At 66.1% G+C, this 12,246-nt stretch carries 11 protein-coding genes; 5 read left to right on the top strand and 6 right to left on the bottom strand.

Going from position 1 to position 12,246, the window contains the following annotated elements; genetic code table 11:
- Positions 1-22: 22 nt before the first annotated feature.
- Positions 23-1,147 carry a DHH family phosphoesterase gene (locus NGM07_RS13885; RefSeq protein WP_253512610.1) on the bottom strand — a complete coding sequence of 375 codons (1,125 nt, stop codon included), beginning with the start codon at positions 1,145-1,147 and terminating at the stop codon, positions 23-25.
- 148 nt (positions 1,148-1,295) lie between these two features.
- Positions 1,296-1,727, bottom strand: coding sequence for a universal stress protein (locus NGM07_RS13890; protein ID WP_253512612.1), 432 nt, complete (start codon positions 1,725-1,727; stop codon positions 1,296-1,298).
- 106 nt (positions 1,728-1,833) lie between these two features.
- Here NGM07_RS13890 and NGM07_RS13895 point away from each other — a divergent pair, with 106 nt between their 5' ends.
- Both NGM07_RS13895 and NGM07_RS13900 read left to right on the top strand, forming a co-directional pair.
- A complete protein-coding gene (locus NGM07_RS13895) occupies positions 1,834-2,289 on the top strand; it encodes a universal stress protein (protein WP_253512614.1) in 456 nt (151 codons plus the stop codon).
- A 195-nt stretch (positions 2,290-2,484) separates the two neighbouring features.
- The gene (locus NGM07_RS13900; RefSeq protein WP_253512616.1) at positions 2,485-3,450 is read left to right on the top strand and encodes a formate/nitrite transporter family protein; all 966 of its coding nucleotides are present in this window, start codon (positions 2,485-2,487) and stop codon (positions 3,448-3,450) included.
- 243 nt (positions 3,451-3,693) lie between these two features.
- On the opposite strand, the gene NGM07_RS13905 is transcribed toward NGM07_RS13900, so the two are convergent.
- Both NGM07_RS13905 and NGM07_RS13910 read right to left on the bottom strand, forming a co-directional pair.
- Positions 3,694-4,218: a GNAT family N-acetyltransferase gene (locus NGM07_RS13905; protein WP_253512618.1), complete on the bottom strand. Its 525-nt coding sequence runs from the start codon at positions 4,216-4,218 to the stop codon at positions 3,694-3,696.
- A complete protein-coding gene (locus NGM07_RS13910; RefSeq protein WP_253512621.1) occupies positions 4,215-4,583 on the bottom strand; it encodes a universal stress protein in 369 nt (122 codons plus the stop codon). Before NGM07_RS13910 ends, NGM07_RS13905 begins: the two co-directional genes overlap by 4 nt.
- A 390-nt stretch (positions 4,584-4,973) precedes the next feature.
- Here NGM07_RS13910 and NGM07_RS13915 point away from each other — a divergent pair, with 390 nt between their 5' ends.
- Positions 4,974-5,699, top strand: coding sequence for a DUF5806 family protein (locus NGM07_RS13915; RefSeq protein WP_253520210.1), 726 nt, complete (start codon positions 4,974-4,976; stop codon positions 5,697-5,699).
- Between the two features lie 73 nt (positions 5,700-5,772).
- Here NGM07_RS13915 and NGM07_RS13920 read toward each other — a convergent pair whose 3' ends face one another.
- Both NGM07_RS13920 and NGM07_RS13925 read right to left on the bottom strand, forming a co-directional pair.
- Entirely contained in the window at positions 5,773-6,819 is a 1,047-nt protein-coding gene (locus NGM07_RS13920) for a DUF7972 family membrane protein (RefSeq protein ID WP_253512624.1), read from the bottom strand.
- 69 nt (positions 6,820-6,888) lie between these two features.
- On the bottom strand, positions 6,889-7,494 hold the full coding sequence (locus NGM07_RS13925; protein WP_253512625.1) for a DUF7529 family protein: 606 nt from the start codon (positions 7,492-7,494) through the stop codon (positions 6,889-6,891).
- Positions 7,495-7,613: 119 nt separating this feature from the next.
- Between NGM07_RS13925 and NGM07_RS13930 the strand changes: the two genes are divergently transcribed.
- A complete protein-coding gene (locus NGM07_RS13930) occupies positions 7,614-10,109 on the top strand; it encodes an ABC transporter ATP-binding protein (protein WP_253512626.1) in 2,496 nt (831 codons plus the stop codon).
- Positions 10,110-10,349: 240 nt separating this feature from the next.
- Entirely contained in the window at positions 10,350-12,134 is a 1,785-nt protein-coding gene (locus NGM07_RS13935; protein WP_253512627.1) for an ABC transporter substrate-binding protein, read from the top strand.
- The last annotated feature ends 112 nt before the right edge of the window (positions 12,135-12,246 follow it).

Consider the following 12,246-nt stretch of genomic DNA (forward strand, 5'->3'; position numbering starts at 1 on the left):
TCTCTGGTGACCTTCGGTCCGTCTACTCGTCCGCCGACTCCTCGTCTTCGCGGTCCTTCGCCGCCGCCGTCTCGGCCTCCACGTCTCGGGCGACGTGCCAGAACGCCTCGATTATCACCTGCTTGGCGACCGCGCCGCGGGTCGTCCAGTGGTGGGCGTAGTCGAGCATGTCGTCGTAGATTCGGGGCTTACACCCCGCCGCGCGGGGATGGCCGCCGCCGTTGACCTGACGGGCGACCTCGTGGGACCGCTCGAACCCCTCGGAGCCGCGGATAGAGGCGCTTCCGGAGGGTTTGACGACCACCGCGGCGTCCGAACCTTGCTGGCGGAGTTCCTCGGCGACCTCGTTCTGGGAGCACCGGCCGTAGGTCACGCCGACGGTCCACGGGCCGACGTCCTCCATCTCGGCGCGGGCGACCGCCTTCTCGATGAGTGCGTCCTTCTCGACCCGCATCTCCGCGAGGAACTCCTCGACGTCGGCCGGGAGGTCGGCGCCGTGTTCGGCGACCGCCTCGACGTACTCCTCGGGTTCGGACCAGTAGGAGAAGTCGGCGAGGTCGTCACTCCGGGGGTCCTCGCGGATCCAGAGGTCGTGGTCGCGGGTGACCGCCGCGAGTTCGACCAGGTAGTCCGGGAAGTCGTAGTCGAGCGACCGGACCGCAACGTCCGCGGTGCACTCCTCGTCGCTGTCGCCGACCACGAGGTCGACGCCGGCCTCGTGGACCGCCGCGGCGACCTCGTCGTCCCACTGGTGGTGGTCGAACCACCGGACGTCGCCGGCCTCCTCGACCAGCACGTCGAGTTCGTCGGCGATTTCCTCGTAGTCGTCGGGACAGAGGTCGCAGACGAACACCCGCGCGCCGGGTTCGCTGTAGGCGACGACGCGTTCGAGCGCGTCGGCGAGGTCGTGCGGGCCGGCGTCGACCAGCGCCGCGTCGCCGTACACCTCTCGGACCAGCGCCGTGCAGGCCAGGCCGTCGGAGTCGGGGTCGGCCACCACCGCCACGTCGGCGCCGGTCAGCGCCGCCTCGGCCTCGGCGTCCTCCTTGGCCTCTTCGATGGAGTCCGGGATGAAGAAGCCCTCCCCGGGCAGGATGGATTTGCGTTCCAGAGAGAGATTGTCGTCGTCGATGACCCAGTCTTTCATAACAGTGCTTCCGGCCGCGGGGGGAAAGTTCCCGCGGTTGCGGCGTCGGGCCGGGGTCCGTAGACGCGTCCGCGAACACGTACACCGAGGGCCGACCGCGAACCCGCGCCGGCGGCGCGGGTTCGCGGTCGGTTCGGTCGTCGGACGTTCAGGCGCCGTTCGCGAGTTGGCGAACCGTCAGCACCGGGACCGGGCAGGTCCGGACGACGCGCTCGGCGACGCTCCCGATGAGAAAGCGGTTCTCGCCGTGGCGGCCACGGGTGCCGGTCGCCACCAGGTCGGCGCCGGTTTCGCGGGCGTACTCGCCGATTTCCGCCGCGGGGTGGCCCTCCCGGACCGCGGTGGTGACCTCGCGGTCGGCGTGCTCGCGGACCGCCGACAGCGCCTCCTCGGCCTGGCCTTCGAGGGCGTCGTGGAACTGGTCGCGCAGGTCGTCGGGCGACGACTCGACCTCCCCCTCGTCGACGACGTAGAGCGCGTGGACCGCGGCGTCGAACCGACGCGCGAGGTCGAGCGCGACGGCCACCGCGCGGGTGACGCTCTCGGAGCCGTCCGTGGCGACGACGACTGTGTCTATCATGGTCGCTCCTACCGGGTGACGGCCCATAAAGTTCGATGATGCGTCGCCGCGGCGTTCAGGGACGGGGAAGGGAGGATTTTTGCCGGACCCCTCCGCATGTACGGCCATGACCGAATCGCCGCTGGAGGTCGAGACGGTGCTCGTGCCGGTCGACGGCAGCGACGAGTCCGTCGAGGCAGTCGAGTACGCCGCCGCGGTCGCCCAGAAGTACGGCGCGAGGGTCCACGCGATGTACGTCCTCGGCGAGGACGTGGTCCGGGGCATCGAGTCCGGCACCGTCGACGAGGACGACGTACTCACCGAAACCGAGGCGTTCATCGACACCGTCCGCGGAGTCGCCGACGACCACGGCGTGGGGGTCACCAACTCGAACGCCTACGGCTTCTCGCCGACGAGTAAGCTCCAGCACCCCGGGAGCGTCATCCTCGACACCGCCGAGGACGTCGACGCCGATTTCCTGGTGATTCCGCGCGAACCGCTCACCGGCGAACCCGGCGAGATACTGGAGAAGGCCGCCGAGTACGTCCTGCTGTACGCGAGCCAGCCCGTGCTGTCGGTTTGAGTCGGTTGAGCTGTCCGTCACATTCGAAGTCCGGATGACTTCTGCCCTAGTCGGTGAGCGATGCGCGAAATCACACCGAAACGGTTCCATTGAAATCCCCACTTGCTGACGTCTTTCCGACCCGGGTCCGCTTCGACCGCCATCGCCACAAGTCCCATAGTCGAAAGGCACGATAATACTCTGAGAGAACGAGAAATGGACGACGGGGATGAGGAAACACCTAGAGTTCGCCACCGTGATCGAGCTGCTTCCGGAGCCCCAGCCGAGGGCTGGGCCCTCAGCGATCGGTTCTCGTGGGAGGAGATCCACCAGCGGCTCCTCGCATCTGCCGACGAGGCGATCAACAGTCCCACCTCGGAGTTGTTCTTAAGCGGATTGACTGCGGGATTTGCAATCGTACTGACGTTCATCGGGTACGCTGTCGGGAGTGCCGCTTTTCCGAACAACCACTTCCTCGCCTCCGTACTATATCCGATCGGATTCCTGTACATCATTCTGGGCCGATACGAACTCTTCACCGAGAAGACTCTCCCGCCAGTCAAGCTGGTGTTGTCTAGACTGGCCAGCCTTCCGCTGCTCCTGCACATGTGGGGTACCGTATTGGCAGCAAACATTGTCGGAGCAGCGGTTGGCGTATTCATTCTCGCCAACACCCACGTCCTTTCACCGGACGCGATGCGGGCCGGTGCCGAATTCGTCCAGCACGGCCTTGAAGTGGGGTGGTGGGACGTCTTCTTCAAGGCGGTGTTCGCCGGCTGGCTGGTCGCCGGCGTGGTGTGGCTCGGAGCCGCCGCACACGACACGATTTCCCGCGTGATAATCATCTATCTGGTCTTCTACATGATTCCCACCGTCGGCCTGTTCCACGTGGTTTCCACGGGAGCTGAAGCCCTCTTCTTCGTATTCGTCGGCGACCCGGGTCCGGGACTGGTCACGATATTCTACGAGTTCTGGCTTCCGGTGTTGCTCGGCAACACGTTCGGGGGCGTGGTGCTGGTCGCCTTGGCGAGCTACGCCCAGTCCGAACAACGGCGCTACCCGGAGATCCGCGTCCTCTCCCCGCGCGAGATGCTGTTTAGCCTTAAGGGAGGCCGACCGTTCGACACGCCGAGGCCGGGGATTCGACTGACCGAGGACGACGAGGAGGCCGGGACGGAATGACTCGCCGTACTCTCGGTGTGATATTGACTATCGCTTCTCGCGCTGTTCTGCCTTGTTCAAGCCATCGGGGATTTATATACGAGAGGACTCGGTAGGCTCAGCCTCTGTATTCAGCACGCATCCCACAGTACATCTGTAGCAGATAGGAAGTCTCCTAGCCAATTCGCGCCACACATCGAGCATTCCACTTCCTGACGGAGTAGAAGGATTTCGATAGAGCCACCGAAACCGATCTCACCGAACTCACAATCGAAGCGCCATCTCTATCTCGAAGCTCTCGCTGCCGGAGGTTTCGAAGCCCACCTTCTCGTAGAGGCTCACCGCGGCGTGGTTCCACCGCTCGACGGTCAGCCACACCTTCTCGATGCCGTTCTCGCGGCCGTGCCCCAGCAGTCCCTCGATGAGCTTCGAACCGATGCCGGCGCGCTGGAACTCCTGGTGGACGAAGATGGCGAGTTCGGAGGCGTCGTCGGCGTCGGGGACGAGCGTGGCGTGGCCGACCGCCCGGTCGCCGTTCCACGCGACGACGTTGAGGCCGTCGAGCAGCACCTCCAGCCAGTCGCGGACTCGGCTCTCGGTCGCCGGCGGAATGCCCTGGGCGCGGTCGGCCGAGTCGAAGTCCGTGTACATCTCGACGAGCGCCTCGAAGTCGCCCTCCTCGAAGGGGCGAATCTCAATCTCGCGGCCCTCCTTGTCCTCGAACGACAGCGGCGGCACGGGGAACTCCCCGGCGGGTTCGTCCGGATACCGGCGGTCGCTCGCGCTCATCGTACCAGCGTGACCGTGACCGGCGAGTTCAGCAGGACGAACTCGGAGATGTGGCCGAGCCGTATCTTCCCCATCGGACTCCGCTGGCCGCCGCCGAGCACGATCTGGTCGAACCCTTCGGTTTCCGCGAGGTCGACCAGTTCGCTTCCCGGGTCGCCGGTCACCCGGCGGACCTCGGCGTCGAAGCCGGCGTCGTCCAGTTCCTCGTGCACGCGTGACTCGACCTCGTCGGTTCCGCGCTCGCTCTCGGGGTTCTCGAGGACGGCGACCGTGAGGTCGTCGCCCGCGGTCTTCGCGCGTTCGATAGTCTGCGAGAGCGCGCGGAGGGAGTCGTCGCTACCGCCGATACCCAGCAGTACGTTCATGTCCGACCCAACCGCCCGGACCGTGAAAATAGTTGCGTGGCGGCCGGTACCGCGCGGACCCCGGCCAGACGATACGCTTTTCCACGTCTAACCGTAACCCCGACTCACATGACGGACGACCAATCGCGTCCGACCGACGAACAACACCAGGACGCAGAGAGCGAGACTACCGAAGTCGCCGACGGCGACTCCGGTAGTCTCGATGAAGCGAGCGACGAAGTCGCGAGCAGCGAGACTCGCGAGGCGGAAGCCGACCGAGTCTCGGAAGCGAGCGGCGAAGCCGCGAGCACTGAGAATTCGGACGTTTCTGGAGGGGACCGCGGAGACTTCGAAGACGCGACCGACGAAACCGCGAGCGACGAGGAGCGGTCGCCGACCGGCGACCGCTCCTTGCCGGCCGAAGCCGACGCCGGGGACGCTTCGGAACCGGTCGAGTCCGATTCCGAAGCGACCGCCGAAGCCGACGAGGCAACCGAGGAGGTCGAAGCCGACACCTCCGAAGCCGACGCCGCCGAATCACCAGCGGACGGTTCCGGCGCTGACGCGCCGGAACCGTCCGTCCCGGAGGACGTGGCGAAGTACGAGCGGTTCAAGAAGATGGACGGCGCGCAGTACGACCGCGTCAACGAGTTCCTGCGCGAGCGCACCTACGTCACCGCCCGCGAGTGGGCCATCGCCCGACTCTGCGCCGACTTCCGGACCGAAACCGGCGTCGAGATGACGAAGATCGGCCGGAACCTCCCGGAACTCGTCCCCTTCATGACCGACACCTACACGCCCCAGGCGGTCAACCAGGCCCGGTCGGCCTTCGAGGAGAAGGTCCGGCAGTCGGGGGCGACGTTCCTCTACGGGGCGATGTCGGGCTTCTTCACCGCCGAGGAACTCGACGACATGATGTACGAGGTCACCGAGATCGCGAAGTTCCTGCTCGAAGTCGAGGGCGTCGACCTCTCGGTCGACGAGGAACTGGAGGCCGAAGACCGCATCTCCGAGGTGATGCGGGAGGTCCAGTCGGCCAGTGCCGACCTCCGGCGCGACGAACTGGAGTGTCCCGAGTGCGGCCACGAGATGGTCGCGGAGACCGACCACGACCACGACGTGGAAGCCGACGACTGAGGCCGCGACGACCGAGCGGACGACCGATCACCGCGAGTCCGGAAGCGACGACCGACCGCCGCAGAACTGCCGGTCAGTCGTCGCTGCGCTCGTTGCCGGCGACGAACGGCCCGATGAACAGCGTCGACTGGGAGACGGTCGCCAGTCGAGCGATGTAGGAGATGAGCGTCATGAACGGCACCAGCGACACCGTAATCGCCCCGGCGACGAACCAGAGCTGATTTTCGATTCCGAGCGTCTGACCGGGAAACACCGCAGAGTCGTATATCTGGGCCGCGAAGTAGGTGAGCAACAGCGACGGGAAACCCAGGTACAGTAGCGCCCGCGAGAAGTTGATGAACTCCGTGCGGATGTACGTCGTCTTGAAGTAGGCGCGGGCGCTGGCGAACAGTTCGATGGCGTCGACCATCTCCGAGAGGGCCTCGACCTCCTCGTCGGTCAACTCGTCGTCGTAGGCGCGCTGGATTCGCCGGAGGTCCCGGAGCTTTCTGGAGATGTCGAAGTCCATCACGGCGGGCACCGCCTCGAAGTCGCCGAACGTCGCGCCCGCCAGTTCCTCCTCGACCCCCTCGGCGTCGATCAGCAGGTCCCGGACGAAGTTCGCCACGTCGTTCTGCAACTCGAAGGTACCATCGACCGTCTCGCCGAGTTCCACCGCGCGCCGCTGGAGCGCCGAAACCATGTCGTCCAAAAACTGCCCCGGCGAGAGCGGACTCACCGTCTCTTCGAGCAGGTCCTCGCTCTGCTCGCGCAGTTCCATCGTGTCCCGAAACCGTTCGCGCTGGTCGCTCACCGGACCGAGTTCCGGCGAGAGCACCAGTTGGTTGATGGAGAGGACGATGGTGACCACGGAGACGATGGTCTTGAGAAGTTCGACCAGCGCCGACGCCGGGGAGATGCCGCGGGTGAGAAACCGGTGAACCGAAACCGGTCCGAACGCGCCGACGACCACCGTCAGCAGGAACGTCGTCGCCGTGAGCGCGACGACGACGGTCCAGCGGTCGGCGTCGATGAGTAGCCATCGCTTGACGTCGAACAGGGTCCGCTGGAGCGGCCCGCGGTCGGGACGCTCGATGGTGTCGCTGATTTCCGTCGGCGAGTCGAAGTCCGTCCCGTCCATCTGGCGGTAGACGAGTTACGGCGCCCCGACCTTTCGGTGCTTCGGCCCGAAGTCGCCTCCGCCCGTCGATTACGCCCGCTCCCCGTCCCCGTCGCCGTCTTCGCCCGGCGGCGCGAACACCGAGGGGTCGTCGTGGACGAACTCGATTCGCTCTTCGGAGAGCGTCCGGACGTAGCTGTAGAGTTCGCCCTCGCTCCGCGCGAGTTCGAGCATCCTCTGGGCCGACTGGACGTCGTAGTAGGCCGGGTAGAGCACCGCGAACTCGGCGTCGCGGTCCTCCATGGCGACGACGAGCAACGCGAGGTCGTCGGCAGCCGCGCTGAAGACCTCGTAGGCGTCGAAGGAGACGCCCTCCTCCATCCGCTCCTCGACGGCCTCGAACTCGTCGTCGGGGACCAGCACGTCCAGTCCGAAGCGGTCGTCGCCCGACTCCGGGTCGGGGGTCAGCACCGTCACGTCGCCGGGGTGGAGCTGTACGGTTTCCCAGCCGTCGTCCTCGTAGCCCGCGGCGGTCGCCTCCATGTCGGCGACCACGTCGTCCCAGAACTCCATCGCCCGGAGGTGGGTACCGGGGAGGTTTTCGACCTCCTCGAACGCCGCCGCCGGGTCCTCCTCGGCCAGCGCTTCGACGTCGTCGCCCGACTCGGCGTCGCGGTCGTCGCCGTCCTCGCTCATGGACGTTTGGGCGTTCTTTCGGGTGAAAAAACTTCGCATCGTGAACCGGTTCCGGCGCGAACGCCGAGCGTTTCCAGTGGAAAGGTATTTGCCCGCCGACCTACCACTTTCTGGTAATTGTGAGTGAGTTACTATCGGTCTCGGATCTGCGGACGCAGTTCAACACGGAGCGGGGTGTCGTCGAGGCGGTCGACGACTTCGACCTCTCCATCGAGGAGGGAGAGACCGTCGGCCTCGTCGGGGAATCGGGGTCCGGCAAGAGCGTGAGCGCCCTCTCGCTCCTGCAACTCATCGACGACCCCGGGGAGATCGTCAGCGGGGAGGCGCGGTTCCACCACCCGGAACTCGCGGCGTCGTTCGCCGACGAGTACCCCGGCGGAGTCGGCGAGTTCGTCTTCCCCGAGGAGGGTGACGTCGACCTGCTCTCGGCCCCAGAGAGCGCGATGCGCGACGTGCGGGGCGGCGAGGTCAGCATGATCTTCCAGGACCCGATGACCTCGCTCAACCCCGCGCTGACGGTGGGCGAGCAGGTCGCCGAGAGCCTGCGCCTCCACCAGTACGGCGGCCAGCGAAAGGACTCGTGGTGGAACGCGGTCCGGGACGTCGCGCCGAGTCTCGGCGGCGGCGACGTCGACGAGGCGGTGTTGCAGGACACCATCGACGTGCTTGAGGAGGTCGGCATCCCCGAACCCACCGCGCGGGTCGACGAGTACCCCCACGAGTTCTCGGGCGGGATGCGCCAGCGGGTGCTCATCGCCATCGCGCTGGCGTGTCGGCCCAAGTTGCTCATCGCCGACGAACCGACCACCGCGCTCGACGTCACCATCCAGGCCCAGATTCTCGACCTCATCAACGACCTCCAGGACGACCTCGGCACCTCCGTGCTGATGATCACCCACGACCTCGGCGTGGTCGCCGAAACCTGCGACCGCGTGGCCGTGATGTACGCCGGCGACATCGTGGAGGTCGGCCCGGTCGACGAGATATTCCACAACCCGAGCCACCCCTACACCTACGCGCTGCTCGAATCCATCCCGCGCGAGGACAAGCAGCGACTCCAGCCCATCGAGGGCAACGTCCCGGACCTCATCGACATGCCTCAGGGCTGTCACTTCGCCGGGCGGTGCCCGTGGGAGCAACCCGAGTGCACGCAGGGCGAGATTCCGCACCTCCAGCACGGCCCCAAGGAAGTGGACCACCGGGCGAAGTGCGTCCTCGAGGAGTTCGACACGAGCGAGTACGCCGAGGACCGAACGGGCGTGAGCACCGCCGACCACGAAACCGGCGACCGACTGCTCGCGGTCGACGACATGAGGAAGTACTTCTCGCGGGCCGACGGGTTGCTCGACGAGTGGCTCGGCAACGAGAAGGAGAGCGTGAAGGCGGTCGACGGCGTGAGCTTCGACATCTACGAGGGCGAGACCGTGGGCCTGGTCGGCGAGTCCGGCTGTGGGAAGTCGACGGCGGGTCGCACCCTCCTGCGACTCGAAGACCCGACCGACGGCACCATCGTGTTCGCGGGCACCGACCTCGCCGACCTCGACCGCGACGAACTCCGGGAGGCGCGCAAGGAGATGCAGATGATCTTCCAGGACCCGCTGTCGAGCCTCGACCCCCGGATGACGGTGGGCCAGACCATCATGGAGCCGCTGAAGATCCACGACCTGCCCGAGGAGTCGCCGGCGGGCGACAAGGGTCGCAAGCAGCAGCGCCGCGAGCGCGTCGTCGAACTGATGGAGGCGGTCGGCCTCGAACGCGGTCAGTACGACCGCTACCCCCACGAGATCTCGGGCGGCCAGCGCCAGCGCGTAGGCATCGCCCGGGCGCTGGCGGTCGACCCAGATTTCATCGTGGCCGACGAACCGGTGAGCGCGCTCGACGTCTCGGTTCAGGCCCAGATCATCAACCTGATGGAGGACCTCCAGGAGGAGTTCGGGCTGACCTACCTGTTCATCGCCCACGACCTGAGCGTCGTCCGGCACATCTGCGACCGCATCGCGGTGATGTACCTGGGCGAAATCGTCGAGGTCGCCGAGACCGACGAACTGTTCGCCGACCCCAAACACCCCTACACTCAGGCGTTGCTGTCGGCGATTCCGGAACCCGACCCGCGGGCCGACACCGACGACCGCATCATCCTGGAGGGCGACGTCCCCTCGCCCATCGACCCGCCGTCGGGCTGTCACTTCCGGACCCGGTGTCCGCAGGTCATCCCGCCGGAGGGCCTGGACATCGAACAGCGGGCCTACCGCGAAGTGATGGACTACCGCGAACGCGTCGAGAACCGCGCCATCGACCTCGAAGCCACGTGGGAGGAGGCCGCGGGCGGCGACGCCGCCCGCGCCGAGGCGGCGACCGCCGCCGACGGCGGACGACCGGAGGCCTCCCGCGACGCGTTCGCGGCCACCCTGTGGGACCGGTTATTCGACGTCGAACCGACGGGCGAACCCCGCGAAATCGTCGCCGAGTCGTTCACCCACCTGGCGAACGACGACTGGGCGTCGGCCGAATCGCTGCTTCGCGAGCACTTCGAGAGCGTCTGCGAGCGCAAGGAGCCGGTGTTGCAGGACGAAGCCCACCCGTCGGCCTGCCACCTCTACGACCAGCCAGAGTGACCTTCTAATCGGCGCGGCCGAGACGCCGCGGCGTCTCGGCCGCGCCCGTTCATGCCGGCCGTCGCCCCATCGTTTTTCGGTCGTTTCGTCCGTTTTCGGGCCACCCGTCTGTCGCCGACGCCGTTACGTTCGTTACGCGTTCGAAATGCTTCCGTACCGGTCCGAGAATTGAACCAACCGAATCGGGCCACAATCCGCTCCCGTAGCCTTATATTCAGCATGATTGATTAGTAGCGTTGGATGACTTCAAACGACACATCCGTTTCGAGGCGGAGCCTGCTGAAAGCGGCCGGGGGGGCGGCGGCGTCGGCGTCGGTCGCCGGGTACGTGGAGACCGATAGCAGCGAAGACGTACAGCAACAGGGCGGCGGCACGGTCACCTACGCCAGGGGGAACGACTCTGGGACGCTCGACCCGCAGAACACCACGAGCGGGGAGGACGTCAAGGTCACCAACCAGATGTACGACACCCTCATCGAGTTCAAACCCAACCAGACCTCCCTGCAGGAGGGGCTGGCGACGAAGTACTCGATGAACGGGACGACGGTGAACCTCACGCTCCGGAAGGGCGTCAAGTTCCACAACGGCGACGAGTTCACCGCCGAGGACTTCGTCGCGACCTATCGCCGGTTCACCGACCCGAGCTACCAGTACTATCCGGGCAACGAGTACGTCTCGGCGTACGGGCCGTTCACGCTGGGCGACTGGGTGAAGAGCGTGAGCGCGGGCGGCGGGACGTCCGGCGGCCAGCAGACGACCGGCGGTCAGCAGACGACCCAGGGCGACGGAGCGTCGGGGACCGCAACGACCCAGGCCGGCGGCGGTGGCGGGGGCGGGAGCTACACCCTCACCATCGAACTCCAGCAGACGTACGCGCCGTTCCTGCGGAACCTGGCGATGTTCGCCTCCAGCGTGCTGTCGCAGGCGGCCATCCGCCGCCACGTCCAGGACCAGAACTTCTCGCTCAGTCAACAGCCGGTCGGCACGGGGGCGTTCCAGTTCGAGAACTGGGACAAGGGCAACCAGCGCATCCGACTGTCGCGCAACCCCGACTACTGGGGCGAGGGTCCGTACGTCGACGAGGTCGTGTTCACGGCCATCGCGCAGAACACCACCCGCGCCCAGACGCTCATCTCGGGCGGGGCCGACATCATCGACGGCATCGGCGCCCAGTCGAGCCAGATCGTCAAGAACGCCGACCAAGCCGAACTCATCGAAACTCAGGGCATCAACGTCGGCTACTTGGCGTTCAACATGGCCCAGCGCGAGGAGTTCCGTAACAAGAAGGTCCGGCAGGCGATCAGCTACGCCATCAACACGAAGGCGATCGTCCAGACCATCTTCCGGGGCATCGCCACCCAGGCAAGCCAACCCATCCCGCAGAAGGTGCTAGGGTACAACGAGAACATCGACCCCTACCCCTACGACCCCGACCGGGCCAAGCAACTGCTGAACGAGGCAGGCTACGGCAACGGCTTCGAGTTCGAGTTGGCGACGTTCCAGAACCCGCGGACGTACAACCCGTCGCCGATTCAGGCGGCCCAGACGGTCAAGTCCAACCTCAACGAGGTCGGCATCACCGTCAACATCAACCAGCAGCCGTTCAACCCCTTCCTCACTTACACCGAGACGGGGAAGCACGACGCCTGCTTCCTGGGGTGGATGACGGACAACGCCGACCCGGACAACTTCTTCTACGCCCTGTTGCACCCGCAGGTTTCGAACGACAAGATTCCGCAGGGCCAGGACTGGGTCAGCTTCGACACCGAGGGGTTCAACACGCTCAACGTGGCGGCGTGGGCCAACACGAAGTACATGCGACTCACCGAGCGGGCCCAGTCGACGCTGAACACCCAGAAGCGCGCCGACCTCTACAAGCAGGCGGCCCAGATCGCCCACGACGAGGCGCCGTGGGTGTTCATGGACCACGCGAAGGAGCTTCGGGGCGTCGCCAACCGAATCCAGGGCTTCCAGATCGCGCCCATAAGCGGTCCCCTGCTCAATCGGGTCAAGATTCAGAACTGACGCGACCGGCGACACCGTCGGTTCTCGATTCTTTTCGTTCGGCGCGGCGAACGAATACTCAATGGTGAGTGAACGTTTTATATTTCTTTCGCCGCCGTTCGGCACGCTTATA

It is taken from the genome of Halorussus vallis, assembly GCF_024138165.1.
Lineage (GTDB): Archaea > Halobacteriota > Halobacteria > Halobacteriales > Haladaptataceae > Halorussus > Halorussus vallis.